Source organism: Streptomyces sp. NPDC002144, from assembly GCF_053593695.1.
In genome coordinates, this window is the sequence record NZ_JBSFDB010000005.1 from 122,841 (window position 1) to 148,789 (window position 25,949).

The following is a 25,949-nucleotide window of genomic DNA, read 5'->3' on the forward strand; positions in this document are numbered from 1 at the left end:
CCGCGGCGCCCCGGGTCCACGACGCGACCGGGGCGGCTCCTGCCGTCTTGACTGTTCCCTGCGTCACTCGTTAACTCACGGTGTGAACTAAGTCATCTGCGAGACACGAGAGTTGAGGGAAGGTCATGCGAAGAACCGCCCTGCTCGTCTCCACCGCCTTGCTCACGGCCCTGCTGCCCTTCGCCGTCGCCCGGGCGGCCGACAACGACCCACCGCCCGTCCCCGTCGACCGCTTCGAGGGCGAGGTCCCGTTCGCCTCCCAGCCCGCCGAGGGCATCTTCACCTGGGGCGGCGACAGTGACGACCCGCCCGCGCTCCGGCTGGCCGCGAGATCCGACGCCCCCGAGGGCGCCAAGGTCCTCGCCGGCACCTACGACATCAGCGGCTACGGCGGCTTCACCCACGACTACGCGGCCGACGCCCCCGCCCACGACTGGTCCGCCCACAAGGGCATCCGCTTCTGGTGGGACGGCCAGGACAACGGCAAGAAGATCGCTTTCGAGATCAAGGACGGCGGCGCCGACGGCGAGGCCTCCGAGCTCTGGACGACCTCCTTCACCGACGACTTCACCGGCTGGAAGCAGATCGAGATCCCCTTCACCGACTTCGTCTACCGCACCGACTACCAGCCCGTCGGCGGCATCGACCACGTCCTCGGGCTCACGCAGATGTGGGGCTACGCCCTCACCCTCCCGGTCGGCGTCAAGGGCGAGTTCGCCATGGACGACGTCGAGCTGTACGGCAGGGCCGACCAGTCCCTGCGGGCGAGCGTCACGACCGACTCGGCCGTCCACCCGGTGCGGGAAGGCGGCACGGCCACCGTCAAGGTCACCCTCGCCACCACCGGGTCCGCCCCTGTCGACGACCCCGTCACCGTCCACTACGAGACCGCCGCCACCGGCACCGCCACCCCCGGCAAGGACTACACCCCCGTCTCCGGCACCCTCACCTTCCCCGCGGGCACCGCCTCCGGCGCGACACGCACCATCACCGTCCCGACCCTCAAGGACCGGTCCGCCGAGACGGCCGAGACGATCCCGCTGAAGCTCACCGTCACCGGGGCCAAACCCCCCGCCGAGACCCCGCAGATCGTCATCGACGCGCACGGACTGCCGTATCTCGACGCCAAGTTGCCCCTCGGGAAGCGCGTCGCCGATCTCCTCTCCCGGATGTCCCTGGCGGAGAAGGTCGGTCAGATGACCCAGGCCGAGCGCGGGGCGGTCGGGGAGGGCGCCGACGTCACGGCGTACGACCTCGGCTCGCTGCTCTCGGGCGGCGGCTCCACCCCGACGCCCAACACCCCGGCCGCCTGGGCCAGGATGATCGACGGCTTCCAACTCCGCGCCCGGGCGACCCGCCTGCAGATCCCGCTCATCTACGGCGTCGACGCCGTCCACGGCCACAACAACCTGGCCGGCGCCACGATCATGCCGCACAACATCGGCCTCGGCGCCACCCGGGATCCCCGACTCGCCGAGAAGACAGGCGCGGTGACGGCCAGTGAGGTCCGCGCCACCGGCATCCCCTGGGACTTCGCGCCCTGCCTCTGCGTCTCCCGCGACGAACGCTGGGGCCGCTCCTACGAGTCCTTCGGCGAGGACCCGGCCCTCGTCCAGTCCATGGAGACGATCATCCAGGGTCTCCAAGGCGCCCCGAACGGCCGGGACTTGAAGGACGACGACAAGGTCCTCGCCACCGCCAAGCACTTCGTCGGCGACGGCGGCACCGAGTACGGCTCCTCCACCACCGGCACCTACACCATCGACCAGGGCGTCACCAAGGTCACGCGGCAGCAGCTGGAGGCCGTCCACCTGGCGCCGTACCGGACGGCCGTCGAGCGTGGCATCGGCACCGTCATGCCCTCGTACTCCTCGCTCGACATCCTCGGCGACGGACGGGGCCCGGTGAGGATGCACGCCCGCGGCGACATGATCAACGGGGTCCTCAAGGGCCGTATGGGCTTCGACGGGTTCGTCATCAGCGACTGGAACGCCATCGACCAGCTCCCCGGCGACTACCCGGCGCACGTGCGCACCGCGGTCGACGCGGGCGTCGACATGATGATGGTGCCGTACGGCTACAAGGACTTCACCGCCACCTTGGCCGACGAGGTCGAGGCCGGCCGGGTCGGCCGGAAGCGGATCGACGACGCCGTCTCGCGCATCCTCACCCAGAAGTTCCGGCTCGGCCTCTTCGAGCATCCCTACGCCGACACCGCGGGCGCCTCCCGGATCGGTTCCGCCGCGCACCGGGCCGTCGCCCGGCAGGCGGCCGCCGAGTCGCAGGTGCTGCTGAAGAACGCGCACGGTGTCCTGCCGCTGAGGAAGGACCAGAAGGTCTACGTCGCCGGATCCAACGCCGACGACCTCGGCAACCAGACCGGGGGCTGGACCATCACCTGGCAGGGCGCCTCCGGCACCCACACCCAGGGCACCACCATCCTCGACGCGATGCGCAAGGACGGGGACGTCACCTACTCCAAGGACGCCTCCGCGCCCACAGCCGGTTACGACGTCGGCGTGGTCGTCGTCGGGGAGACCCCGTACGCCGAGGGTGTCGGGGACGTCGGCAACGGCCACGACCTCCAGTTGTCGGCCGTCGACAAGGCCGCCGTCGACAAGGTGTGCGCGGCCATGAGGTGCGCGGTGCTGATCGTCTCCGGGCGCCCCCAGCTGATCGGCGACCGGCTCGGCGGGATCGACGCGCTGGTGGCCTCCTGGTTGCCCGGCACCGAGGGCGACGGAGTGGCCGACGTCCTCTACGGCAAGCGGCCCTTCACCGGACAACTCCCCGTCACCTGGCCCAGGTCGGAGGCCCAGCTGCCGATCAACGTCGGCGACGCCTCCTACGACCCGCAGTTCCCGTACGGCTGGGGCCTCACGACCGGGACCAAGGTGCCGTCGGGCGGCGCGGCCACGCTGAAGGCGCTCGGCAGCGCGGCGGCGGCCGCCGAACGGGCCGGGGCGGACTCGGCCGGCCGCGCGCTCGTCACCAAGGCCCGGCTGATCGTCCAGGAGAAGGTGGGCCAGGGCATCACGGCGGCGATCGCGAAGCCCTTCGCCGACGCGGACCACCTCTCCCTCACCGGACGGTACGGGGCGGCCGTACAGAAGCTGACCGAGGCCTACCGGGTCGGCTGAGGGAGGCCGCCGCCTGCACGGATGACCAGTTTTGGGAGGCTTCGGGTAGCTTCGAACCATGAAGGCCGTCGCTTGGACCCGAAGCCTCCCAGGGCTGCTGGTGGCCCTGTTGCTCGCCGCGCTGACCGTCCTGTCGGCCGGCGCGCCACCGGCCTCGGCCGACACCAGCGTCTCCACGATCGCCGAGGCGCTGCGCAAGAGCCCCGTCTATGTCGATCCCGCGGCCTCCGGGCAGTTGTCGAAGGCGGACGCCGACGCTCTCGCCAAGGAGATCAAGGACGCCGGCAAACCGCTCTTCGTCGTCGTCCTCCCGGCCGGCTACCCCACGCAGGATCTCTTCCGTAACCTCCGTACCGCCACCGGAATCACGGGCCTGTACGCGATCCGCCTGGGCGGGCGCTTCGACGCCCGCGCCGACTCCTCGGTCCTGTCCCGTACCGCCGTGGAGAACCTGGTCACCAGCGTGCGGCCCGAGAGGGACACGAAGACCCAGCTGACCGACTTCACCGACCGCGCCCTGGTCAACATGGGCGGTTCGGCTCCACCCGGCTGGCGGTCCCGGACCTCCGGCGGCGGGGTGTCGGCCACCGCGCTGATCGCCGTGGGCGCGGTGCTGGTCGCCGGGGGCGGGGGAGCGTACGCGCTGGTACGACGGAACAGGCGTCGGCGGGCGCAGGAGCAGCGGGCCGCGCTGGAGCGGCTGCGGGTCGTCGTGGACGAGGACATCACGGCGTTCGGCGAGGAGCTGGACCGGCTCGACTTCCACCCGGCGGAGGCGGGCGCGGACGACGCGATGCGCGCCGACTACGAACGCGCCCTGGACGCCTACGAACAGGCGAAGTCGTCCATGGCCGCCGCGCGGAAACCCGAGGACGTCCGGTCCGTCACCCAGGCCCTGGAGGACGGTCGCTTCAGCCTCGCCCAGCTCGCCGCCCGCCGCGAGGGGCGTCCGCTGCCCGAACGCCGGCCGCCCTGCTTCTTCGACCCGCGCCACGGCCCGTCCGTCGCCGACGCCGCCTGGACGCCCCCGGGCGGCGCCCCGCGCGAGGTGCCGGTGTGCGCGGCCGACGCGACCCGCATCGCCGACGGCCGCGACCCGGTCATCCGCGAGGTCGACACCGACTACGGCCGCCGCCCCTACTGGGACGCGGGCCCGGCCTACGGCCCCTGGGCGGGCGGCTACTTCGGCGGCGGGCTCCTGCCCGGCCTCCTCGTCGGCACCCTCCTCGGCAGCATGATGGCGACCCCGTCCTACGCGGCCGACTACGGCACCGGCTACGGCGACTTCGACGCATACGGCCCCGGCGGCTACGACGGCGGAGACGTCTCGGGCGCGGACTTCGACCCCGGCGACTTCAGCGGCGGCTTCGGCGACGGGGGAGGGGACTTCGGGGGCGGGGGCGACGGAGGGGACTTCGGCGGGGGGTTCTGAGGGGCGTGGGTCTGAGGGGCGAGGGGTTCTGAAGGGCGGGGGGTTCTGAAGGGCGAGGGTTCAGTCCTCCTCACCCGGCCCGTCGACCTCCGCGTTCGCCAGTCGCTCCATCACCTCCGCCGCCAGCGCCAGCACCCCCCGCTCGGTCTCGCCGAGGGTCCCGAGGGCCCGGGACAGCCACGCGTCCCGCTGGGCCATGTCGTCCTCGACCGCGAGGCGCCCGGCCTCGGTCAGGGACAGCACGGACTGGCGCCGGTCGGTCGGGTCCGGCGCCCGCAGGATGAGCCCCTCCGTCTCCAGCTCCGCGAACACCCGGGTCAGTGACTGCGGCCGCTGCCGCTCGGCCGCCGCGACCTCACCGGGCGTCGACGGTCCGCGCCGATGCAGATGACCGAGCACCGACAGCTGGTTGGGGCTGAGACTCCCGTCCCCGCGCTCCTGCCGCAGCCGCCGGTTGAGCCGGATGACACCGCGCCGGATCCGGGCGGCGTCGGAGAGGTGGTCCATAGCAGGGATCGTACGCGAACATTTACTATCTCACTCGCGATAGCCCCGTAGTATCGGCCGAGTGACCGCCAAACTAATACGCAATGTGTACGAAGCGGCGCTGACGATGACCGCCGTCCTGCTCTGCTGGGCCACCGCCCTGTTCCTGGAAGGTGCCGCCGGACTCCACACCGACGTCCTCGTCCTCGCGGTCTCCCTGACCCTGACCCTGTCCGCCACCCAGCGCACCGCCGACACCCGCCGTCGCCTGACCTCACTGGTGGTGCTGCCCGCGACGGCCGGCGTCTCGATCTTCCTGGGCCGACTGATCGCCTCCCACTACGCGCTCGGCGCCGCCGTCTACACGGCCTGGATGGCGCTGGCCATCTGGATCCGCCGTTACGGCCCCGCCGCCACGAAGATCGGCACGCTGCTGGCGCTCCCGCTGGTCGCCCTCCTCGTCGTCCCCGGCCCCGCGCTGCCGCCCAAGGCGCAGAGCGGACTGGTCACTTGGGGCTGGTCGGCGTTGATCGGCGCGCTGGCATGTGCCTTCGTATGGCTGGTACAGGCGCTCGGCGACCGTTTCGGACCCTGGCGCGCGGAACCGGTTCCCGAGCAGCCGCGCCGCCCCTCACGTCTGCATCCCCGCCCCAGCACCCGGATGGCGCTGCAGATGGCGGCGGGGATCGCCGCCGCGTTCGCCGTCGGCACCCTGCTCTTCGACCACCACTGGCCATGGGTCGTCCTCACCGCGTATGTCGCCGCGAGCGGCAACCGCGGCCGCGGCGACGTACTGCGCAAGGGGATCGAGCGTCTCGCGGGAGCCTGCGCGGGCACGCTGCTCGCGGTGGGAGTGGCGGCGGCCGGCGTCACGGGACACGCCTCGGTCGCGCTGATGTTCGCCGTCCTCACGGTCGCGCTGTGCCTGCGCCCCTTCAACTACGCGTACTGGGCCGCCGGCATGACCTGCGCCCTGTCCCTTCTCCTCGGCTACTTCGGCCAGGACGCCCAACACCTGCTGCCGACCCGCCTGGAGGGCATCGCCGTCGGCGCGGCCCTGTCGATCGCCTCGGCCTGGTGGCTGCTGCCGATACGCCGCAGACGCCCCACCCCGACACGGGCCGAGGTACGACCGAGCGCGGGCTGAGAAGGGGGCTGTTCGGCCGATGTCCGCCGGCCGGCCGAGGGGCCTACGCTTGCGGCATGGTGAGCCCGCCCGAGGGCGGCGACAGAGATGTCGTCGAGGTCCTCGGCGCCGGCCGGCCCCTGCTGCGGGACCGCTGGCGCGCCCTGCCGCGCCGCGTCCGATGGACAGCCACCGCGGCGACCTGCGCGGCCGTGTTCACCGCCGTGCTCGGCTACCTCGCCGCACACCGCCCGCCGCCACCGCCGCCCCACCCCGCCGCCACCACCACCGTCCGGATCACGGACGTGGGCCTGCCCGTCGGGCTCGACCAGGACTTCCCCGTGACCCTGCGCGCAGAGGCCGCCTCCCGCGTCACGTACATGGGAATGCGGGACCGCTACGAGGGCCAGTTCGTCTTCCTGTCCGTCGTGCCCGTCCCCGGCTTCGAACTCCGGCCGGGTCGGGCCCACGCCCTGCACACCCGCTTCATCGTCTTCTGCCACGGCCGCCGCCCACCTCGCGGAACGCCCCTGCTGTACGTCCTCGTCCGCAACGACCGAGGCCAGGAGAGCACCCCGGTGGTGCCCACGGAGTCCCAGTCCGACAGCCTCGACCGCGCCGTCCGGAAGGCCTGCGCCGACTGATGCGTAGGACAGGAACTGTGTAGGACGGGAACCGGCCTAATGGCCCCCTACGCTCCCCCCATGACCACCCCCGCGCTCCCGGACCCCCTGCCCTTCGCCTCCGTCGACGAACTCGACGCGTGGCTGGACGTTCATCCCGCGCCGCATCCCGGACTCTGGGTGAAGGTCGCCAAGAAAGGGGCGGGGATCGTCTCCGTCGACTGGGTCGAGGTCAATGACGTCGCCCTCTGCCACGGCTGGATCACGGGGCAGCGCAAGGCACTTGACGAGAGGTACTTCCTGCAGAGGATCACGCCGCGACGGCCCGGCAGCCTCTGGTCGATGGTCAATGTGCGCCGGGTGGCGGAACTGACCGCCGCCGGGCGCATGCGGCCCGCCGGACTCGCCGAGGTGGCCGCCGCCCGGGCGGACGGGCGGTGGGCGGCGGCGTACGCCTCCCAGCGCGAGGCCGCCGTGCCCGAGGACCTCGCGGCGGCGCTGGAGCGGGACCCCGACGCCGGAGCCGCCTTCGACGCCCTGGGCCGGACCGACCGCTACCAGGTGATCTTCGCCCTGCTCACGGCCCGTACGCCCAAGGGCAGGGCGGCCAGACTGGCGGCCGCCCTGGCCCGCCTCGGTGCACAGGAGTGACGAATCAGGCGGTCTTGATCGCCGAGATGTCGAAGTTCAGCTTGATCTTGTCGGAGACCAGCACGCCACCCGTCTCCAGGGCCGCGTTCCAGGTCAGGCCCCACTCGGAGCGCTTGATCTCCGCCTTGCCCTCGAAGCCGACGCGCTCGTTGCCGAAGGGGTCCTTCGCGGCGCCGTTGAACTCCAGGTCGATGGTGATCGGCTTGGTCGTGCCGAGGATCTCCAGGTCACCGGTGATGCGGTAGTCCTCGCCACCGAGCGACTCCGCCTTGGTGGAGCGGAAGGTCATGGTGGGGAACTCTTCGGTCTTGAAGAAGTCCGCGCTCTTCAGGTGCCCGTCCCGGTCCGCGGACCCGGTGTCGATGCTGTCCATCTTGACGTCGATGGAGGCCGTCGACGCGGACGGGTCGGCGCCGTCGAGGTGCAGGGTCCCTGTGAAGTCGTTGAACTTGCCCTTGACGTTGGTGACCATCGCGTGCCGGACGGTGAAGCCGATCGTGGAGTGGGCCGCGTCGATGGTGTAGTCGCCGGTCAGCGCGGTGAGGTCGTTCGCCATGTCATGCTCCTCGGAGGTGATGTTGAATGTTGAACTACTCAACGGGAACGACCGTAGACCTATTCCCTTGCGGTTTCAACATCATCCGCGAAGTGTCGGCGAGACGGGCCGCTACCCTCTCCGTCGGCGGACCCCCTCGAACGGGTGAACCCCCCCGAGATCATCTGGGACCACCCGGTGCGCGGGGCGTCGTGCGCCGGGGACTCGATGGAGATCCTGGCCACGGGCCCTTGCCCGCGGGTGTGCGTTACCCCAGGCGTGTCATGTGCGACGCACCGATGTGAGCCGACTCTCGGCTGACGGCTTTGTGCGACCCCTACAAGCCCAGGGCCCTCTGAGCAGTCGGAACGCCTGCATGCCCCTCGGGTTCTGTTCAGTGGTACCAGGAAAACGGCCCGGAGACTGTACGGAGTCGACGGCTCGCTTTCCTCGGTGTCCTTCGTAAGGTCGCTACATGACCGTTTTGGATGAGGCGCCGAGTGAGTCGACGGGTGAGCCGACGGACGCGCGCGGGCGGGTCGCCGAGCTGCACGAGATCCGTGCGCAGGCGCTGGCCGGGCCGAGCGAGAAGGCGACCGAGGCGCAGCACGCCAAGGGCAAGCTGACCGCCCGGGAGCGCATCGAGCTGCTGCTGGACCCGGACTCCTTCCGGGAGGTCGAGCAGCTGCGCCGGCACCGCGCCACCGGTTTCGGCCTGGAGGCCAAGAAGCCGCACACCGACGGTGTGATCACCGGCTGGGGGACGGTGGAGGGCCGTACGGTCTTCGTCTACGCCCACGACTTCCGCATCTTCGGCGGCGCGCTGGGCGAGGCCCACGCCACGAAGATCCACAAGATCATGGACATGGCCATCGCGGCCGGTGCCCCGCTGGTCTCCCTGAACGACGGCGCGGGCGCCCGTATCCAGGAGGGCGTCTCCGCCCTGGCCGGCTACGGCGGCATCTTCCAGCGCAACACCAAGGCCTCCGGCGTCATCCCGCAGATCTCGGTGATGCTCGGCCCGTGCGCCGGCGGCGCGGCCTACAGCCCCGCCCTCACCGACTTCGTCTTCATGGTCCGCGAGACCTCGCAGATGTTCATCACCGGCCCGGACGTGGTCAAGGCGGTCACCGGCGAGGAGATCACCCAGAACGGCCTGGGCGGCGCGGACGTGCACGCGGAGACCTCCGGTGTGTGTCACTTCGCGTACGACGACGAGGAGACCTGCATCGCCGAGGTGCGCTACCTCCTCTCCCTCCTCCCGCAGAACAACCGCGAGAACCCCCCGCGGGTGGAGTCCACGGACGCGCTCGACCGCCGCTCCGACGTCCTGCTGGACCTGGTCCCGGCCGACGGCAACCGCCCGTACGACATGGCCAAGGTCATCGAGGAGATCGTCGACGACGGGGAGTACCTGGAGGTCCACGAGCGCTGGGCGCGGAACATCATCTGCGCGCTGGCCCGGCTGGACGGCCAGGTCGTCGGCATCGTGGCGAACCAGCCGCAGACCCTCGCCGGGGTGCTGGACATCGAGGCGAGTGAAAAAGCTGCGCGTTTCGTCCAGATGTGTGACGCTTTCAACATCCCGATCGTCACCTTCCTGGACGTCCCCGGGTTCCTCCCGGGCGTCGACCAGGAGCACGGCGGCATCATCCGCCACGGCGCGAAGCTGCTCTACGCCTACTGCAACGCGACCGTGCCGCGGATCTCGCTGATCCTGCGCAAGGCGTACGGCGGTGCCTACATCGTCATGGACAGCCAGTCCATCGGTGCGGACCTGACGTACGCGTGGCCGACGAACGAGATCGCCGTGATGGGCGCCGAGGGTGCCGCCAACGTCATCTTCCGGCGGCAGATCGCCGAGGCCGAGGACCCCGACGCCATGCGGGCCCGCATGGTCAAGGAGTACAAGTCCGAGCTGATGCACCCGTACTACGCGGCCGAGCGCGGACTGGTCGACGACGTCATCGACCCGACCGAGACCCGCGAGGTGCTCATCCGCTCCCTCGCCATGCTGCAGACCAAGCACGCCGACCTGCCCTCCCGCAAGCACGGCAACCCCCCGCAGTAACCCAGCGGACCCTCCGCGACACCCTCGCGGAAACCTCTCTCACGGAGACTGAGACCTATGAGCACCCCTGACATCCGCGTCGAGAAGGGCCACGCCGACCCCGAGGAAGTCGCCGCCATCACGGCCGTCCTCCTGGCCCGCGCGGCCGCCCAGCCCGCCACCGAGCCCACTCACCGCGGCCGCCAGAAGGCCGGCTGGCGCCGCCTGGAACGCGAGGGCGGCTTCCGAGCCCCGCACAGCTGGCGCTGAGCCCGAGGCACGCAGAAGGGCCCCTCCCGACCGGGAGGGGCCCTTCTGCGTGCCTCGGGCCCACGTCATCGGGCACAGAAAAGGGGGCCCCTCCCGGTTGGGAGGGGCCCCCTTCACAGGGATGGTTACCGCAGCCGAGCCATCAGCGCGTGCTCGACCAACGTGATCAGCGCGGACTTCGCGTCCGCCCGATGCCGCGCGTCCGTCGTGATGATCGGCGTGTCCGGGCCGATCTGCAGCGCCTCACGCACCTCGTCCGGGTTGTACGGCTGCTGGCCGTCGAAGCCGTTGAGGGCGATCACGAAGGGGAGACCCGAGTTCTCGAAGTAGTCGACCGCGGGGAAGCAGTCGGCCAGGCGCCTGGTGTCCACCAGGACGATCGCCCCGATGGCACCGCGGACCAGGTCGTCCCACATGAACCAGAAGCGGTCCTGACCCGGCGTACCGAAGAGGTACAGGATCAGGTCCTGGTCCAGGGTGATGCGGCCGAAGTCCATGGCGACCGTGGTGGTCGTCTTGTCTCCGGTGTGGGTGAGGTCGTCGATGCCTGCCGAAGCGGACGTCATGACGGCCTCTGTGCGCAGCGGGTTGATCTCCGAAACGGCCCCGACGAACGTGGTCTTGCCCACGCCGAAGCCACCCGCCACCACGATCTTCGCCGAGGTGGTGGAGCGGGAAGGACCGCCGCTAGAGCTTGCGAAGTCCACTGAGCACCCTTTCGAGCAGTGTCACGTCTGGCTGGCCGCCGGCGTTCTCGTCGCCGCCGGGCTGATGGATGGCGACCAGTCCCGCCTCCGCCAAGTCGGCGACGAGGATCCTGGCCACGCCGAGAGGGATGGTCAGCAGGGCGGAGATCTCCGCCACCGACTTGATTTCTCGGCAGAGGTTGCAGATCCGCTGATGCTCGGGCAGCTGGCCCTGCATCTGGTGCGGCTGCGCGGTGGTGTGCACCAGCGCCTCGATGGCGAGCTGGTAGCGCGGGCGCGTCCGGCCGCCGGTCATGGCGTACGGACGCACCAGGGGATTGTTCGACGCCCCCGCGGGCGCCGGCTCAGGAGAGCGTCGCTGCGGCTGTACGGGCTGGATACGCGGCGCCGGCGGCTGGTCGTACGGCGACGGCCCGGGGCCCTGTGGCGCGTACGGCTGCTGATGCCGCGGGCTCGGGGCGGAGGGGAAGTTGTAACGGTTCGGGTTCTGAGCACCGTCGCCGTGGCCCTGGGCAGGGCCGTACGACCAGTTGCCCGAATTCGAACCGCCTGGGGGTGTTGCCACTTTCTCCTCCTCCGACTGTGCCGGGCACCCATCCCTGTGGAGCCGCGTCCCGAAACCTTACGGCCCCGGGACGCCAAAACGCACCGTCTGTCTGTCAGTTGAGCAGGCTGCCCTGGAGCTCCGCACGGAGATCAGGTGTGAGGACCGAACCGGCTCGGTCCACCAGAAGGGCCATCTCGTACCCAATGAGGCCGATGTCCGCCTCCGGGTGCGCGAGGACCGCGAGCGAGGAACCGTCGGATACGGACATGATGAACAGGAATCCCCGCTCCATCTCCACAACCGTCTGGTTCACGGCGCCACCCTCGAAGATCCGGGAGGCGCCCGCCGTGAGTGACGTCAGACCGGAGGCGACAGCCGCAAGCTGGTCGGCTCGGTCACGGGGAAACCCTTCGGACATCGCCAGAAGGAGTCCGTCGGCGGAGACCACCACCGTGTGGGACACCCCCGGGGTGTTGTCCACGAAGTTGGTGATCAACCAGTTCAGGTTCTGTGCCGCCTGGCTCATCGGGCTCACACTAACGCTCCTGGTTGTAGGTGCTGTCAGAACCGAAGCCCTGACCGTTCGTTTCACTGCCTGCGCCGGCGCTGCGTCCGCGCTGGACGCCCCGACGCAGGTTGCTCAGCCTGCCCCGGACGTCCTCCGGGGCACGGGAGACCGATGGGCCTCCCTGAGGGGTGCTCTCGGCGGCTCCCTCGATCAGGTTCGCCTTGGGCACCCGTCGCGGCAGTCCGGAGGAGGTGACCCCGCCCGCCTTGGGCTTGCGCAACTGCGCGGCCTGCTGCCAGCGTTCGTCGTTCGCCGAACGCCAGCTGCTGGTCTCGCCATTGTTCTCCGAAACCGGAGCGGGAACCGACGGCTCCTGGTTCACGTGCCGCGTGCCGTTCGAACCGCTGGTACCGCTCGCGAAGGATCCGCGGCGGGGCAGCCCGGCGTCGGTCAGCTCGTGGACGGCGGAGGGGGCCGGTCCCGGACGGTCGAAGCCTACGCGTTCGTGCTCACCCGCGTCAGCGGCCTGCGCAGGTTCCGCTTCCGGAGCGTACTGGTCCGGGTAGCCGTTCTGGTAGCTGTCGGGCTGCGGCCAGTCGTCCTGGTAGCGGCGCTGCTCGAAGGCGGGGAAGGAGTCCGGGGCGGCGGCACGGGCGGCCGCGGGCTCCTCCTGGACCGGCTCCGCATACGTCGGCTCGGGGTAGCCCCCGTTGGACGAGAACGGGTCGTTCTGCGGCAGTGAACCGTTCGACGTGAAGTACGGCTCCTCGTACGACGGCGACTGGGCCGGCTCCTCGTACGAGGTGCGCTGCTCCTCGTACGGAGACTGCTGCTGCTCCTCGTACGCCGGGCGCGGGTCGAAGGTGCCGGTCCGCTGCTGCTCCGAGTAGCCGCCCTGGCCGTTGTCGTAGGCCTGCGGCGCGTCGAAGGCGTCCGCGTACGGCGAGGTCTCCGGCGACTCCTGCTCCGGGCCCTGGGTGCTCTGGGCCTCCAGGGCGGCCCGGCGCTCCTCGCGCATCAGCGAGCGGCCGACCGGGTCGAGCTCGCGGATGTCGTCGGGGACGTCGGAGTAGCGGCTGTCGTCGAAGCCGAGCTCCGCGGCCGTGCGCATCGGCAGGCCGGTGTTGAAGTCCTCGCCGTGGAAGTTCTGCTCCGGGATGATCTGCGAGACGGTGAACTCGTCACGGTTCATCTGCTGCTCGCCGCCACCACCGTGGGTGATCGCGTCCGGCAGCATGACCAGCGAGGTGGTGCCGGCCTGCTCGCCGGAGGGGCGCAGCTGGACCCGGATGCCGTGCCGGTCGGACAGCCGGCCGACCACGAACAGGCCCATGCGCTGCGAGATCGCCGCGTCCACGGTGGGTGGGTTCGCGAGCTTGTGGTTGATGTCCGCGAAGTCCTCGGCGGTGAGGCCGATGCCCTTGTCGTGGATCTCGATCATGATGCGGCCGTCGGGCAGCCGGGTCGCGGTGACGCGGACCTTGGTCTGCGGGGAGGAGAACGTCGTCGCGTTCTCCAGCAGCTCGGCCAGCAGGTGCACGAGGTCGGTGACCGCGCGGCCGTGGATCTCGGCCTCCGGGACGCCGGACAGCTCGATGCGCTCGTACTGCTCCACCTCGGAGGAGGCGGCACGCAGCACGTCGACCAGCGGGACCGGCTGGTCCCAGCGGCGGCCGGGCTCCTCGCCGGCGAGGACCAGGAGGTTCTCGCCGTTGCGGCGCATACGGGTGGCGAGGTGGTCCAGGCGGAAGAGGTTCTCCAGCTGGTCCGGGTCGGCCTCGTTGTTCTCCAGGTCGGTGATCAGGGTCAGCTGGCCCTCGATCAGCGACTGGTTGCGCCGGGAGAGGTTGGTGAAGATCGCGTTGATGTTGCCGCGGAGCAGGGCCTGCTCGGAGGCGAGCCGCACGGCCTCGCGGTGGACCTGGTCGAAGGCGCGGGCGACCTCGCCGATCTCGTCCTTGGTGTGGATCGGGATCGGGGCGACCCGGGTGTCGACCCGGCCGGGGTCGGTGCGCGAGAGCTGGTCGACCAGCATCGGCAGACGCTGCTCGGCGATGCCGAAGGCCGCGTTGCGCAGCTGGCGCATCGAGCGGGACATCTGGCGGGCGACCGCGCCGGCCAGGATGAACGCCAGCAGCAGGGCCACGATCACGATGGCACCGGTGATCAGCGCGTCACGCTTGGCGTTGCTCGCGATGTCCGAGGCCTCGCTCACCGCGGTGTCGGCCTTGTCCTCCTCGAGCTTGCGGTACGCCTCGTACTTGAGGGTGGTGCCGGCCCACCAGTTCTCCGCGGTGATGCCCTTCTGGGCGAGGGCGGCGCGCGCGGACGGGTCGGTGCTCTGCAGCTGAGACATCGCCGTGATCGTGTCGACCGGGTTCGACGGCGGCGGCACATAGGTCTTGTTCTCGGCCGCGGCCTTCGCGGCGGCCTGCTTGACCAGGGCCGCCCCGTCGGTCTGCACCTTCGCCAGGGCCTTGTTGAGCTTCGCGATGTCCTCGTCGGTACCGCCGGCCTGGTACTCCTGGATGGCGATGCCCTCCAGGTAGGCGTACGAGGTGAGGGCGGTGCGCTGGGTGGCCAGGCTCTCCTTGCCCGGGCCCGGCGCGACCAGCAGGTGCATGCCGATGGAGCGCTCCAGGGAGAGCGCGCCCTTGGCGAGTGCGATGGCGTAGACCGAGCGGCCGTAGCTGGTGATGTTGCCGGTGCCCAGGCCGAGCTCGTTGGAGAACTCCAGGAGCGGGTGCTCCAGGTTGACGTAGGCCTCTTCGGTCCCCACGCCCTTGAAGCTGGAGGTGTAGGCCTTGGCGCGCAGCGAGGTGAGTTCCGGCTCCACCTTGCGGAAGCGCTCCAGGCGCCGCTCCAGGCCCGGCCGGTTCGGCATGTTCTGCGCGGCCTTGTCGAAGGCGTCCGCGGCGTCGTCCGTGGCCTTGCGGGCCGCGACCACCGTCGGGTCCTTCTGGCCCTTGCCCAGCAGCAGCGGCGCGGCGGTCACGTCGCGCTCGTTGGTGACGGCGTTGCTGTAGGTCAGGGCGGCCTGGACCAGACGCGCGGTGTTCTCCGCGTCCTGGGCCTCCTGCCAGGTGTCGATCGAGTTCTTCACCTGGAAGCCGCCCATGACCAGACCCACGCCCACGGGTATGAGCAGGATCGCGTTCAGCCGGGTGGGCACCCGCCAGTTGCGGGGGGAGAAACGGCCGCCGCCCGAGGCGGGAGCGGCCGCAGGCTCCGGTACGGACACAGGGGCGGGCGCCGCTCCGCGCGGCGGCGGGGTGAAGTTGCCCCGCGCCGACGGCTCGGGACCGTTCTTGCTTCGCCTCACTCGACCAACAACCTCTCGGCGGCGGGCACCAACGTTGTGCCGCAGTGTCTCAGAGCCCAGTACGCCATTGAGTACGCAGTACTACTGAGTACGTCTTTGACTTATAGGCAGTTCAGGCATTCCAGCACGAGGGCCAGCGCTCTTCCAAACAGCGGAAAGCGCGGATTCCATGTGATGTAAGCCCCAGATAAAACGGTCATAAAGAGCGAGCCCCGTCAAAAGACGGGGCCCGTGTGTGCACAGCGACACCGGACGACGACCACGCGTGGCCATACCACGCGATTCCTCTGCCGAAACGTTATGAACACCGGGGCCGACCGTGTCAAAGGCCACAGTCGGCTCCGGAGCGTCTACGACAACTGCCGTACGGCATGGCGGATTTGGGGGCTACCTCAGCCGTGCCATGAGAGCGTGCTCGACCAGTGTGATCAGCGCGCTCTTGGCATCGGCCCGGTGCCGGGCGTCCGTCGTGATGATGGGGGTGTCGGGGCCGATCTGCAAGGCCTCGCGCACCTCCTCGGGCTGGTAGGGCTGATGCCCGTCGAAGCCGTTGAGCGCGACCACGAAGGGCAGACCGCTGTTCTCGAAGTAGTCGACCGCCGGGAAGCAGTCGGCCAGGCGCCGGGTGTCCACGAGCACCACCGCGCCGATCGCACCGCGCACCAGGTCGTCCCACATGAACCAGAAGCGGTCCTGACCGGGCGTGCCGAACAGATACAGGATCAGGTCCTGGTCGAGCGTGATACGGCCGAAGTCCATGGCCACCGTGGTGGTGGTCTTGTCCCCGGTGTGAGTGAGGTCGTCGATGCCCGCGCTGGCGGACGTCATGACGGCCTCCGTGCGCAGCGGGTTGATCTCGGAGACCGCTCCCACGAAGGTGGTCTTGCCGACGCCGAAGCCACCGGCGACGACGATCTTCGCGGAGGTGGTCGCCCGCCCTCCGTCAGAGCTTGCGAAGTCCACTGAGCACCCTTTCGAGCAGGGTCACGTCCGGCGCACCGGTCGTCTCGTCACCACCGGGCTGGTGGATCGCGACGAGTCCGGCCTCGGCCAGGTCCGCGACAAGAATCCGGGCCACGCCCAGCGGCATGGCCAGGAGCGCCGACACCTCGGCGACCGACTTCACCTCACGGCACAGGTGGCAGATGCGCTGGTGCTCCGGGAGCAGCCCCATGAGTGCTGCGGGGTCGGCCGTGGTGCTGATCAGTGCCTCGATGGCGAGCTGGTAGCGCGGCCGGGTCCGGCCGCCGGTCATCGCGTACGGACGTACCAGCGGCTGGTCGCCCTCATCCTCGTACGGCTCCGCGTACGGATCATGAGAGGCGGTGGGCGGGGTCATGAATCCTCCGGGCGGGACAGCAAGTCGGTCGGGCAAGCCGTCTGACGGGGCCGGTGGGGGGATTGTGGCGGCCGGACGGTGATGTGGTGAGGGGGGTGGATCCTGGGTGGGTCAGTGGAGCAGACTGCCCTGTAGTTCGGCCCGCAGGTCCGGTGTGAGGACCGCACCTGCCCGGTCGACGAGCAGCGCCATCTCGTAGCCGACCAGGCCGATGTCGCACTCGGGGTGCGCGAGCACGGCCAGGGACGAACCGTCCGAGACGGACATCAAAAACAGAAACCCGCGTTCCATCTCCACGACCGTCTGCGCCACGCTGCCGCCCTCGAAGATCCGGGAGGCCCCGGCGGTCAGCGAGGTGAGCCCGGACGCGACGGCCGCCAACTGGTCGGCGCGGTCCCGCGGAAAGCCTTCCGACATCGCCAGAAGAAGACCGTCGGCGGAGACGACGACGGTGTGGGACACACCTGGGGTGTTGTCCACGAAGTTGGTGATCAACCAGTTGAGGTTCTGTGCCGCCTGGCTCATCTGGCTCAACTATCGCTCCTGCTGGTGAGTGGGGCTCGGGAAACTGCCGGTCTGGCCGGTACCGGCCTGGCGACCCTGCGCGATGCCCCGACGGAGATTGGTCAGCCGGCCGCGTACGTCGTCAGGCGCACGCGAGACCTGCGGACCGGCTTGGTGCTGTTGCTGCTGAGCCGTGCCCGGGACGAGGTTCGCCCGGGGCACCCGGCGCGGCAGACCGGAGGTGGTGACGCCGCCCGCGGCCGGCTGCCGTACGCGCTCCGCCTGCCGGACGAGGTCGTCGTTCGGGGAGGTGCGCCAGCCGCCGGTGGCCGCGGAACGCTGGGGGGCAGCTGCAGGAGCCTGCGGCTGCTGGGGGGCGGAGCCGTTGCCGGGGCCCTGCCGCTCGCCCTGTCCGCCGTGGAACCAGTTGGTCTCCAGCGTGTCGTACAGCGGGGTGCGGCCGTCGCCCGGACCGGTCGCCGGCGGCAGTGCCTCGGGCTCCTGGCGGACGGGCCGCTGCTGCGGACGCGGCGGGACGGGCGGGCGCGGGGCACCGAAGTCGGCGCCGCCGTTCTGCGGGCGCTCGAACTGGCCCGTGCCGTTGTGGTTCGGACGGCCCGGCAGCGAGTGCTGGCCGGTGGAGCTGGGGTCGAAGCCCGGCGCGGGGAACTGGCCGGTCGAGCCGCTGTCGAACGCCGGGGTCGCGAACTGGCCGGTGTTCGCCGGGTTGTTCGGGTTGTTCCGGCCGTTCGGGGTGCCGAAGACGTCCGAGCGGACGAACTGCCCCGGCTCCTGGGAGCCGTTGGCCCCGGGCTGCGAAGCTCCGAAGTCCTGTCGGCCGAACTGCCCGGTGTTCTGCGGGGAGTCGGCGCCCGGACGGGCGAACTGGCCCGTGTGCTGCGGGTTGTTGGGCGTACCGAAGTCGGGACGCGGGAAGTTCGAGGTGGCGCCGGGACCGTGGCGGTCGTCGGACCGGCCGATCGCCGGCATCTCCGCCGTCGCGCCCGGACCGTGACGGTCGTCGACGCGCGGCATCCGGGAGGTCTCGTCGTGCCCGCGCGGGGTGTCCAGCGAGGCGCGCGGCACCGGCGGCTGGGCGTTGTCGTCGCTCCAGCTCGGCGTGCGCTGCTGGTTGCCGCCCGGCAGCTCGGCCCGCGGACCACCGCGGCCCGGCAGCTGCGGCAGACGCCCACGCCGGCCGCGGCCCTCCTGCGGCTGCGGCTGCTCGGGGCCCGCGGACTGCGGCGGTACGGCGCCACGAGCGCCGCCGAAGCTGTCCTGACCCGCGCCAGCCGCCTGCAGGCCCTGCGGCGCACCCGGCGCCTGGCCGAACCCGGCACCGGCGCCCGCGGGAGCGGGCCGGCCCTGCTGGGGAGACTGCGGTCCGCGCGCGCCGCCCGGCGCACCCGGACGTCCGTTGCCGCCGGCACCCGGCAGCGCGGCGCGCGGTCCCTGACCGGCTCCGAGCAGACCGCCACCGCCGGCCCCGGCGCCCGCACCGAGGGCACCGCCACCGGGACCGCCGGCCCCGAGAGCCGGACCGCCCGGCGCACCGGCACCGGCCTGGCGCCGTGCCGCGGCCGCACCGGCGGCGGCCTGCGCGGCGGCCGGACCACCGGCACCGCCCGGACCGCCCTGACCCTGCTTGCCCTGCGGCTTCTTGCCGCCCTGGGCGACGTCAACGGGCAGCATGACCAGCGCGGTCGTACCACCGGAGTCGGACGGGCGCAGCTGTATGCGGATGCCGTGGCGCTGGGACAGCCGGCCGACCACGAACAGACCCATGCGGCGGGAGACGGAGACGTCCACGGTGGGCGGCGAGGCGAGCCGCTCGTTGATCGCCGCGAGGTCCTCGGGGGAGAGGCCGATACCGGTGTCGTGGATCTCGATCAGGACGCGGCCGTCGGGCAGCGCGTGACCGGTGACCTTGACCTTGGTCTGCGGCGAGGAGAACGAGGTCGCGTTCTCGAGCAGCTCGGCGAGCAGGTGCACGAGGTCGTTGACCACGCGGCCGGCCACTTCGGTGGTCGGCACGGCGGCCAGCTCGATGCGCTCGTACTGCTCCACCTCGGAGGCGGCGGCGCGGAGCACGTCGACCAGCGGGACCGGACGGGTCCACCGGCGGCCCGGCTCCTCACCGGCGAGGACGAGGAGGTTCTCACCGTTACGGCGCATACGGGTCGCGAGGTGGTCGAGCTTGAACAGCGAGGACAGCTGGTCCGGGTCGGCCTCGCGGGACTCCAGCTCGGAGATGAGCGAGAGCTGACGCTGGATGAGGCCCTGGGAGCGGCGCGAGAGGTTGGTGAACATCGCGTTGACGTTGCCCCGCAGCAGGGCCTGCTCGGCGGCGAGGCGGACCGCCTCGCGGTGGACGTCGTCGAAGGCCGCGGCCACCTGGCCGATCTCGTCCCGGGAGTGCACACCGACCGACTCGACGGAGGTGTCGACGTCCTGCGGGTCCGACTCCGACAGCTGGGCGACCAGCTCGGGCAGGCGGTCCTGGGCGACCTTGTTGGCGGTCTCCTGCAGCCGGCGCAGCGAGCGGATCATGGAGCGGGCGATGACGAAGGCGCCGACGAGGGAGACACCGAGCACGAGAAGGATCAGCGCACCGGAGATGATCGCCTCGCGCTCGGAGGCGGAGCGGAGCGCGCGGGCCTTCTGCTCCATGTCCTCGAGCAGCGTGTGCTCGATCTTCTTCATCTGCTCGATCTTGGTCGAGCTGTCGTCCACCCAGTCCTGGTACGAGCGCTTGGGCAGGTCGTCCAGGCCGCCCTGGGAGGCGAGGGCGCGGCTCGCGTACTTGTCGGTCGCCGTGATCGTCGCGTTGTTCTCCTCGATGGGCTTGAGGAGGGAGACGGCCTGCTCGGTGCCGTAGATGCTCTTGAAGCTGCGCAGGTCGGAGGTCTCGCTCTGCAGCGCCGACTGGGCGTACAGGCGGTCGTTCTCCGAGAGGTCACCGACGGTGGTGTTGTTCGCCGGCAGCGCCGCCGCGAGGACCGCGCGCTGCATGGACGCGTACTCCTTGGCGGAGGAGAACGCGGCCAGCGAGCGGGTGCGCTGGATCATCTCGGGGTTGCTGGTGGCCTCGGCCATGTCCTGCGAGAGGTCCAGCAGGTGGGTGATGAGGCGGTGGTAGGCCTCGACCGTCTGCGAGGAGTTGAGCTTGGTCTCGTAGGCGCCGGCGCGGATCTTCGACAGCGTCTCGAGGTCGCCGACCACACCGACGAGGCTGTCGCGGACGCCCTGGAGCGAGCCGTCCTTGCCGGAGGCGTCGATCTCCTCGGCCGCGTCGATGAAGTTGTTCTTGGCCCGGTCCGTCTTGTCCCGGTAGCCCTTGACCGTGTAGTCGCTGGACTTCGAGCCGTGCGCCAGCGGACCGGCGGACTGGTCGCGCTCCTCCTGGAGGGCGGCGGCCAGCTCGGTGGCCTGCTTGGTCATGTCCGTCAGCAGCTTCATGTTGTCGAGCTGCTGGATGTCGTTCATGTTGTCGCTGATGCGCAGCGCGCCCAGCGAGGTGGCGGCGACCACGGGGAGCGCGAGCAGCGAGACCAGACGCGTGGAGATGCGCCAGTTGCGCAGCGCCACGCGCGATCCGGGGCCGCTCGGGCCCTTGGGCGGCTTGACCGCCGGGGTGGGGGCCGGTGAACCCGAAGATGCCGACACGCCGGGGCGCCCGGGGCGCTCACCGCCGTCGCCGGACGGGGCCGGGCCCGGGTTCTGGGCGTGCTGGGGGGAGGAACTGCCTTTTCCGGGGCCAGTCCCGCCGTGCGGCTCCGGCTCCGCCGGAGCACTGCCATCCCTCTTGAAACGTCCCTGCACTAGCGTCGCAACCTCTGGACCAGGCGCCCCTCCGCGTGAACGGAAAGACACGGTGTCGGCGTTGTGGAAAGCGCCCTGAACGCGCCCCCCGGTAGTCGTGAGTGACCGGCGCTGGCTCCCCCGTTCTCGCCGCCACTCGGCGCTCCCTCGCGCCCCCTGTGCGCCGGCTCGATCCTGCGGCGGTCCGTGGCATTCCAGCACAGTGCCGGATCTCCAACAAGGCTCACGGACCATGCCGTGACCTACGTGACACCATGTGAGTGCCGGGTCACCGGACGTAGAGCGGGATCCGCGTCATAGCGGACAAATGCCCGCGAGTCCCTCGGGAGGTATGGGTGTCCCAGTCGCCATGATCAGGAGCGGAATGATGCCTTCAGGGAGTCAATGTCCGTTTCGTTGGGGTGGGCTGCGGGCCTGAATTGACCGGATTGCCCGTGACTCCGTGAGCAAACTCACATGCTGATCAAGGGGAGTTCACGGCTTCGGCGGGGAATTGGATGTTTAGCCTGACGCTTTACAACAAGCAGGCAACTGCCTACCGCCCACCCGCAACTGACGACAAGGTCCAGTGCAACCGTGAAGACGACGATGATGTTCCGCAACATAGCCAACCCGCGGCGTACCACGCTGGCCCACCTCGAGGACGCCGACGCGCTGCAGATCCCCGAGCAGCTGGAGCACTCCGTCGATCTTCCCACGCAGACCGCCAACCCCAGGCGCACCATCCTCGTGGACGTCCCCACCACCGCTTCTGTCGCGGACTAGTACGCACACCGAGCGTAGATCACTCAGGGCCTCCGCGATCTTTTCGCGGCGCCCCCGCGGGCGGTGATGCGCGAGGCGACTTCCTCCTGCCGCGCTAGCCTGGAGCGTCAGACTCCAGCCGGCTCAGTGAGGGGCGCAAGGATCCCGTGCGCATCGCCAGATTCTCCATCGACGGGAACGTCGCCTTCGGCGCGGTCGAGGGCGACAGGCCCGACGAGCTCGTCCTCGACATCATCAAGGGCATCCCGTTCGCGGACTTCGAGCTCTCCGGCACGAAGGTCCCGCTGAGCAAGGTCAGGCTGCTGCCGCCGGTGCTCCCCAACAAGGTCGTGGCCTTCGGCCGCAACTACGCGGAGCACGCGAGGGAGCTGGGCAACGAGGTCCCGGACGCGCCGTTCGCCTTCTTCAAGCCGTCGACGTCGGTCATCGGCTCCGGCGACGAGATCCAGTACCCCCCCTTCTCCGAGGAACTGCACCACGAGGCCGAGCTGGCCGTGGTGATCGGCCGGCTGTGCCGCGAGGTCCCGCGCGAGCGCGTGGCCGACGTGATCTTCGGCTACACCTGCGCGAACGACGTCACCGCGCGCGATGTGCAGCGGCGCGAGAAGCAGTGGGCGCGGGCGAAGGGCTTCGACAGCTCCTGCCCGCTCGGTCCCTGGGTGGAGACGGACCTCGACCTCGCCCGGGCGTCCGACCTGACCATCCAGCTCACCGTCAACGGCGAACAACGTCAGCTCGGCCGCACCAGCGAGATGATCCACCCCATCGAGGACCTGATCGTCAACATCTCCGAGGCCATGACGCTGCTCCCCGGCGACGTGATCCTCACGGGCACCCCGGCAGGCGTCGGGCCGCTCACCGTCGGCGACGAGGTCGCCGTCACCATCGAAGGCATCGGCACTCTCACCAACAAGGTTGTCAAGCGTGGCTAGCGCACCCGCCCCCGCCGTCCGAGTACGGTTCTGCCCGTCGCCCACCGGTAACCCCCATGTGGGCCTGGTCCGCACCGCCCTGTTCAACTGGGCCTTCGCCCGCCACCACCAGGGCACGCTCGTCTTCCGCATCGAGGACACCGACGCGGCCCGCGACTCCGAGGAGTCGTACAACCAGCTGCTCGAGGCGATGCGCTGGCTGGGCTTCGACTGGGACGAGGGCCCCGAGGTCGGCGGCCCGCACGCGCCGTACCGCCAGTCGCAGCGCATGGACCTCTACCGGGACGTCGCGGCCAAGCTGCTCGACGCCGGTCACGCCTACCATTGCTACTGCTCCCAGGAGGAGCTGGACACCCGCCGTGAGGCCGCCCGCGCCGCCGGCAGGCCGTCCGGCTACGACGGCCACTGCCGCGACCTCACCGAGGCGCAGGTCGAGGAGTACAAGGCGCAGGGCCGCACCCCGATCGTCCGCTTCCGTATGCCCGACGAGACGATCACCTTCACGGACCTGGTCCGCGGCGAGCTGACCTTCACCCCGGAGAACGTGCCGGACTACGGCATCGTCCGCGCGAACGGCGCCCCGCTGTACACCCTGGTCAACCCGGTCGACGACGCGCTGATGGAGATCACCCACGTCCTGCGCGGCGAGGACCTGCTCTCCTCCACCCCCCGCCAGATCGCCCTCTACAAGGCGCTGATCGAACTCGGCGTCGCGAAGCAGATCCCGGCCTTCGGCCATCTGCCCTACGTCATGGGCGAGGGCAACAAGAAGCTGTCCAAGCGCGACCCGCAGTCCTCGCTCAACCTCTACCGGGAGCGCGGCTTCCTGCCCGAGGGTCTGCTCAACTACCTCTCCCTGCTGGGCTGGTCGCTCTCCGCGGACCAGGACATCTTCTCCGTCGAGGAGATGGTGGCCGCCTTCGACATCGCGGACGTGAACCCCAACCCGGCGCGCTTCGACCTCAAGAAGTGCGAGGCGATCAACGCCGACCACATCCGGCTGCTGGACGTGAAGGACTTCACGGAGCGCTGCGCCCCGTGGCTGAAGGCGCCGTTCGCCCCCTGGGCCCCCGAGGACTTCGACGAGTCCAAGTGGCAGGCGATCGCCCCGCACGCCCAGACCCGGCTGAAGGTCCTCTCCGAGATCACCGACAACGTCGACTTCCTCTTCCTCCCCGAGCCGGTCTTCGACGAGGCGTCCTGGACCAAGGCGATGAAGGAGGGCAGCGACGCCCTGCTCCGCACGGCGCGCGAGAACCTGGAGTCGGCCGACTGGACCTCCCCCGAGGCCCTGAAGGAGGCCGTCCTGGCCGCCGGCGAGACCCACGGCCTCAAGCTCGGCAAGGCCCAGGCCCCGGTCCGCGTCGCCGTCACCGGCCGCACCGTCGGCCTCCCCCTCTTCGAGTCCCTGGAGATCCTGGGCAAGGAGAAGACGCTGGCGAGGATCGACGCGGCGCTGGAGAGGCTGACGGCGTAGCTCACGCACAGGGAAGGGGCGGCACCCGGAACCCCGGGTGCCGCCCCTTCACCTTTCGGTCATTGCGCGTCGGGTTCGTCGATCAGGTAGGCGCTCTCGTCGAAGATCTCCAGCACGACGACGACCATGATCGCGCCGGCCACCACGTACTCCAGCATCACGCCGGGTGCGACGTACGCCTTGCGCAGATGCTCGTCGGGGCCCAACGGGGCGGTCGCATGCTTCCGGAACGGGTCACGTGCCAATATCCGCACGGCCTTGTCCAGGTGGGCCTGACGCGAGGGAGGCAGCGCGTCGTAGGCCGCGCGGGCCTCGACGGTGAACTGGACGCGATACTCGCTCATGCCCCGAGTGTGCCAGTCTGTGAGGGTGATCAGAGCCGTTGTCTGGGACGTCGACGACACCCTCTTCGACTACACCACCGCTGACCGCGTCGGCATGGGAGCCCATCTCGCCGCCGAGGGTCTGCTGGACGGATACGCCACCGCGGCGGAGGCCGTCGTGCGCTGGCGGGAGATCACCGACCAGCAGTGGGCGCGGTTCTCGGCGGGCGAGGTCACCTTCGAGGGACAGCGCCGGGAGCGCATCCGCGTCTTCCTGGGCGAGGCACTGAGCGACGCCGAGGCCGACGACTGGTTCGCGCGTTACCTGCGTCACTACGAGGCCGCCTGGGCCCTCTTCCCGGACGTCCTGCCCGTCCTGGACGCCCTCGCGGCCAGCCACCGACACGCCGTGCTGTCCAACTCCAGCCTCACCGTCCAGGACCGCAAGCTGCGCGTCCTCGGCGTGCACAACCGCTTCGAGGTCATCCTGTGCGCCGCCGAACTCGGCGTCTCCAAGCCGGAGGCCGCCGCGTTCCTGGCCGCCTGCGACGCCTTGGGCCTTGCCCCGCACGAGGTCGCGTACGTCGGGGACCATCCGGAGATCGACGGGCGCGGTGCCGCCGAGGCCGGGCTGATGTCCGTGTGGATCGATCGCAACGGTGTGTACGCCGCCGGGGATGCCCCCACCGGCCCGCACCGCATCGCCTCCCTCGCCGAACTCCCCGCGGTCCTCGGCGCGGATACCCGTTTTGGAGCCCCGTCCACCTTCAGGTAATGTTCTTCCTGCGCCGCCGGGGAGCGGGCCGAAAGGCCGGAAACCGGAGGAGCAGACTAGAACAAGATCCCCGCAGGGGCTTGCGTTCCAGTGGCCTATGGTGTAATTGGCAGCACGACTGATTCTGGTTCAGTTAGTCTTGGTTCGAGTCCAGGTAGGCCAGCTCGCGGGTGTTTTGAATGAAGCACTGCACCCGCATCGCCCCCGTTGTGTAGCGGCCTAGCACGCTGCCCTCTCAAGGCAGTAGCGCCGGTTCGAATCCGGTCGGGGGTACTGATCTCGATCAACTCGGGATCGCTAGGGCCCCCGTTGTGTAGCGGCCTAGCACGCCGCCCTCTCAAGGCGGTAGCGCCGGTTCGAATCCGGTCGGGGGTACGAACTGGTCTAAACCACATTGGTCTATGGTGTAATTGGCAGCACGACTGATTCTGGTTCAGTTAGTCTTGGTTCGAGTCCAGGTAGACCAGCTCGGATCTGCGGCGTTGTGCATTAAACGCTTGTACGATCCACGCCCCCGTTGTGTAGCGGCCTAGCACGCCGCCCTCTCAAGGCGGTAGCGCCGGTTCGAATCCGGTCGGGGGTACGACAAGAAGGCCCTTCGCTTCGGCGGAGGGC

General features: G+C 70.2%; 22 protein-coding genes and 5 tRNA genes. 16 read left to right on the forward strand and 11 right to left on the reverse strand.

Going from position 1 to position 25,949, the window contains the following annotated elements; all coding sequences use genetic code 11:
• Window positions 1-125 precede the first annotated feature (125 nt).
• Both ACWCQ1_RS09595 and ACWCQ1_RS09600 read left to right on the forward strand, forming a co-directional pair.
• Complete coding sequence (locus ACWCQ1_RS09595) at window positions 126-3,140, forward strand: glycoside hydrolase family 3 protein (RefSeq protein ID WP_451026197.1); 3,015 nt, start codon at window positions 126-128, stop codon at window positions 3,138-3,140.
• A 58-nt stretch (window positions 3,141-3,198) separates the two neighbouring features.
• A complete protein-coding gene (locus ACWCQ1_RS09600) occupies window positions 3,199-4,572 on the forward strand; it encodes a hypothetical protein (protein ID WP_451026198.1) in 1,374 nt (457 codons plus the stop codon).
• A 60-nt stretch (window positions 4,573-4,632) separates the two neighbouring features.
• On the opposite strand, the gene ACWCQ1_RS09605 is transcribed toward ACWCQ1_RS09600, so the two are convergent.
• Window positions 4,633-5,079: a MarR family winged helix-turn-helix transcriptional regulator gene (locus tag ACWCQ1_RS09605; protein WP_133046732.1), complete on the reverse strand. Its 447-nt coding sequence runs from the start codon at window positions 5,077-5,079 to the stop codon at window positions 4,633-4,635.
• A gap of 61 nt (window positions 5,080-5,140) precedes the next feature.
• Between ACWCQ1_RS09605 and ACWCQ1_RS09610 the strand changes: the two genes are divergently transcribed.
• From ACWCQ1_RS09610 to ACWCQ1_RS09620, 3 genes are read left to right on the forward strand one after another with little or no spacing between them, the layout of a single operon-like run.
• On the forward strand, window positions 5,141-6,205 hold the full coding sequence (locus ACWCQ1_RS09610; RefSeq protein ID WP_358595579.1) for an FUSC family protein: 1,065 nt from the start codon (window positions 5,141-5,143) through the stop codon (window positions 6,203-6,205).
• Between the two features lie 56 nt (window positions 6,206-6,261).
• Complete coding sequence (locus ACWCQ1_RS09615; protein WP_358595582.1) at window positions 6,262-6,828, forward strand: hypothetical protein; 567 nt, start codon at window positions 6,262-6,264, stop codon at window positions 6,826-6,828.
• Between the two features lie 60 nt (window positions 6,829-6,888).
• Window positions 6,889-7,458, forward strand: coding sequence for a YdeI/OmpD-associated family protein (locus ACWCQ1_RS09620; RefSeq protein WP_451026199.1), 570 nt, complete (start codon window positions 6,889-6,891; stop codon window positions 7,456-7,458).
• A 4-nt stretch (window positions 7,459-7,462) separates the two neighbouring features.
• Here the strand turns inward: ACWCQ1_RS09620 and ACWCQ1_RS09625 are convergent, their stop codons facing one another.
• Window positions 7,463-8,014 (reverse strand): YceI family protein, encoded by a 552-nt coding sequence (locus ACWCQ1_RS09625; RefSeq protein WP_133046736.1) that lies wholly within the window; start codon window positions 8,012-8,014, stop codon window positions 7,463-7,465.
• A 454-nt stretch (window positions 8,015-8,468) separates the two neighbouring features.
• On the opposite strand from ACWCQ1_RS09625, the gene ACWCQ1_RS09630 reads away from it, so the two are divergent.
• A complete protein-coding gene (locus tag ACWCQ1_RS09630; RefSeq protein WP_133046737.1) occupies window positions 8,469-10,064 on the forward strand; it encodes an acyl-CoA carboxylase subunit beta in 1,596 nt (531 codons plus the stop codon).
• Between the two features lie 57 nt (window positions 10,065-10,121).
• Window positions 10,122-10,313, forward strand: coding sequence for an acyl-CoA carboxylase subunit epsilon (locus tag ACWCQ1_RS09635; protein WP_133046738.1), 192 nt, complete (start codon window positions 10,122-10,124; stop codon window positions 10,311-10,313).
• A 125-nt stretch (window positions 10,314-10,438) separates the two neighbouring features.
• On the opposite strand, the gene ACWCQ1_RS09640 is transcribed toward ACWCQ1_RS09635, so the two are convergent.
• From ACWCQ1_RS09640 to ACWCQ1_RS09675, 8 genes are all read right to left on the reverse strand, one after another.
• Window positions 10,439-11,020, reverse strand: a complete 582-nt coding sequence (locus ACWCQ1_RS09640) for a GTP-binding protein (protein ID WP_009314218.1) — start codon at window positions 11,018-11,020, stop codon at window positions 10,439-10,441.
• Entirely contained in the window at window positions 11,001-11,585 is a 585-nt protein-coding gene (locus ACWCQ1_RS09645) for a DUF742 domain-containing protein (RefSeq protein WP_133046739.1), read from the reverse strand. Before ACWCQ1_RS09645 ends, ACWCQ1_RS09640 begins: the two co-directional genes overlap by 20 nt.
• Window positions 11,586-11,679: 94 nt before the next feature.
• Entirely contained in the window at window positions 11,680-12,093 is a 414-nt protein-coding gene (locus ACWCQ1_RS09650) for a roadblock/LC7 domain-containing protein (protein ID WP_007384910.1), read from the reverse strand.
• 10 nt (window positions 12,094-12,103) lie between these two features.
• Entirely contained in the window at window positions 12,104-15,397 is a 3,294-nt protein-coding gene (locus ACWCQ1_RS09655) for a sensor histidine kinase (RefSeq protein ID WP_358595594.1), read from the reverse strand.
• A gap of 387 nt (window positions 15,398-15,784) precedes the next feature.
• The gene (locus ACWCQ1_RS09660; RefSeq protein WP_133046741.1) at window positions 15,785-16,360 is read right to left on the reverse strand and encodes a GTP-binding protein; all 576 of its coding nucleotides are present in this window, start codon (window positions 16,358-16,360) and stop codon (window positions 15,785-15,787) included.
• Window positions 16,341-16,736 (reverse strand): DUF742 domain-containing protein, encoded by a 396-nt coding sequence (locus ACWCQ1_RS09665; protein ID WP_016432454.1) that lies wholly within the window; start codon window positions 16,734-16,736, stop codon window positions 16,341-16,343. Before ACWCQ1_RS09665 ends, ACWCQ1_RS09660 begins: the two co-directional genes overlap by 20 nt.
• A 111-nt stretch (window positions 16,737-16,847) precedes the next feature.
• Window positions 16,848-17,261, reverse strand: coding sequence for a roadblock/LC7 domain-containing protein (locus ACWCQ1_RS09670; protein ID WP_003993189.1), 414 nt, complete (start codon window positions 17,259-17,261; stop codon window positions 16,848-16,850).
• A 9-nt stretch (window positions 17,262-17,270) separates the two neighbouring features.
• Window positions 17,271-21,062, reverse strand: coding sequence for a sensor histidine kinase (locus ACWCQ1_RS09675; protein ID WP_451026200.1), 3,792 nt, complete (start codon window positions 21,060-21,062; stop codon window positions 17,271-17,273).
• 576 nt (window positions 21,063-21,638) lie between these two features.
• Between ACWCQ1_RS09675 and ACWCQ1_RS09680 the strand changes: the two genes are divergently transcribed.
• The 3 genes from ACWCQ1_RS09680 to gltX all read left to right on the forward strand — a co-directional run bounded on the left by ACWCQ1_RS09680 (window position 21,639) and on the right by gltX (window position 24,236).
• A complete protein-coding gene (locus tag ACWCQ1_RS09680) occupies window positions 21,639-21,827 on the forward strand; it encodes a hypothetical protein (RefSeq protein ID WP_358595601.1) in 189 nt (62 codons plus the stop codon).
• Window positions 21,828-21,973: 146 nt separating this feature from the next.
• Window positions 21,974-22,759, forward strand: a complete 786-nt coding sequence (locus ACWCQ1_RS09685) for a fumarylacetoacetate hydrolase family protein (RefSeq protein ID WP_358595604.1) — start codon at window positions 21,974-21,976, stop codon at window positions 22,757-22,759.
• Window positions 22,752-24,236: a glutamate--tRNA ligase gene (gltX, locus tag ACWCQ1_RS09690; RefSeq protein WP_358595607.1), complete on the forward strand. Its 1,485-nt coding sequence runs from the start codon at window positions 22,752-22,754 to the stop codon at window positions 24,234-24,236. The genes ACWCQ1_RS09685 and gltX overlap by 8 nt, the downstream gene beginning before the upstream one ends.
• A 59-nt stretch (window positions 24,237-24,295) precedes the next feature.
• Here the strand turns inward: gltX and ACWCQ1_RS09695 are convergent, their stop codons facing one another.
• Window positions 24,296-24,580, reverse strand: coding sequence for a type II toxin-antitoxin system RelE family toxin (locus ACWCQ1_RS09695; RefSeq protein ID WP_358595609.1), 285 nt, complete (start codon window positions 24,578-24,580; stop codon window positions 24,296-24,298).
• A 25-nt stretch (window positions 24,581-24,605) separates the two neighbouring features.
• Here ACWCQ1_RS09695 and ACWCQ1_RS09700 point away from each other — a divergent pair, with 25 nt between their 5' ends.
• The 6 genes from ACWCQ1_RS09700 (at window position 24,606) to ACWCQ1_RS09725 (ending at window position 25,917) form a co-directional block, all read left to right on the forward strand.
• The gene (locus tag ACWCQ1_RS09700; protein WP_358595612.1) at window positions 24,606-25,334 is read left to right on the forward strand and encodes an HAD family hydrolase; all 729 of its coding nucleotides are present in this window, start codon (window positions 24,606-24,608) and stop codon (window positions 25,332-25,334) included.
• A gap of 91 nt (window positions 25,335-25,425) precedes the next feature.
• Window positions 25,426-25,497: transfer RNA gene (locus ACWCQ1_RS09705), tRNA-Gln, on the forward strand.
• Window positions 25,498-25,534: 37 nt separating this feature from the next.
• Window positions 25,535-25,607, forward strand: a tRNA-Glu gene (locus tag ACWCQ1_RS09710).
• Window positions 25,608-25,636: 29 nt separating this feature from the next.
• Window positions 25,637-25,709, forward strand: a tRNA-Glu gene (locus ACWCQ1_RS09715).
• A 20-nt stretch (window positions 25,710-25,729) separates the two neighbouring features.
• Window positions 25,730-25,801, forward strand: a tRNA-Gln gene (locus ACWCQ1_RS09720).
• A gap of 43 nt (window positions 25,802-25,844) precedes the next feature.
• A tRNA-Glu gene (locus tag ACWCQ1_RS09725) sits at window positions 25,845-25,917 on the forward strand.
• Window positions 25,918-25,949: the final 32 nt, after the last annotated feature.

Coding starts and splice junctions, on each gene's coding strand:
- ACWCQ1_RS09630 (WP_133046737.1), top strand. CDS start 8,469: ATGACCGTTTTGGATGAGGCGCCGAGTGAGTCGACGGGTGAGCCGACG.
- ACWCQ1_RS09625 (WP_133046736.1), bottom strand. CDS start 8,014: ATGGCGAACGACCTCACCGCGCTGACCGGCGACTACACCATCGACGCG.
- ACWCQ1_RS09605 (WP_133046732.1), bottom strand. CDS start 5,079: ATGGACCACCTCTCCGACGCCGCCCGGATCCGGCGCGGTGTCATCCGG.
- ACWCQ1_RS09665 (WP_016432454.1), bottom strand. CDS start 16,736: ATGACCCCGCCCACCGCCTCTCATGATCCGTACGCGGAGCCGTACGAG.
- ACWCQ1_RS09620 (WP_451026199.1), top strand. CDS start 6,889: ATGACCACCCCCGCGCTCCCGGACCCCCTGCCCTTCGCCTCCGTCGAC.
- ACWCQ1_RS09595 (WP_451026197.1), top strand. CDS start 126: ATGCGAAGAACCGCCCTGCTCGTCTCCACCGCCTTGCTCACGGCCCTG.
- ACWCQ1_RS09650 (WP_007384910.1), bottom strand. CDS start 12,093: ATGAGCCAGGCGGCACAGAACCTGAACTGGTTGATCACCAACTTCGTG.
- ACWCQ1_RS09600 (WP_451026198.1), top strand. CDS start 3,199: ATGAAGGCCGTCGCTTGGACCCGAAGCCTCCCAGGGCTGCTGGTGGCC.
- ACWCQ1_RS09615 (WP_358595582.1), top strand. CDS start 6,262: ATGGTGAGCCCGCCCGAGGGCGGCGACAGAGATGTCGTCGAGGTCCTC.
- ACWCQ1_RS09695 (WP_358595609.1), bottom strand. CDS start 24,580: ATGAGCGAGTATCGCGTCCAGTTCACCGTCGAGGCCCGCGCGGCCTAC.
- ACWCQ1_RS09670 (WP_003993189.1), bottom strand. CDS start 17,261: ATGAGCCAGGCGGCACAGAACCTCAACTGGTTGATCACCAACTTCGTG.
- ACWCQ1_RS09635 (WP_133046738.1), top strand. CDS start 10,122: ATGAGCACCCCTGACATCCGCGTCGAGAAGGGCCACGCCGACCCCGAG.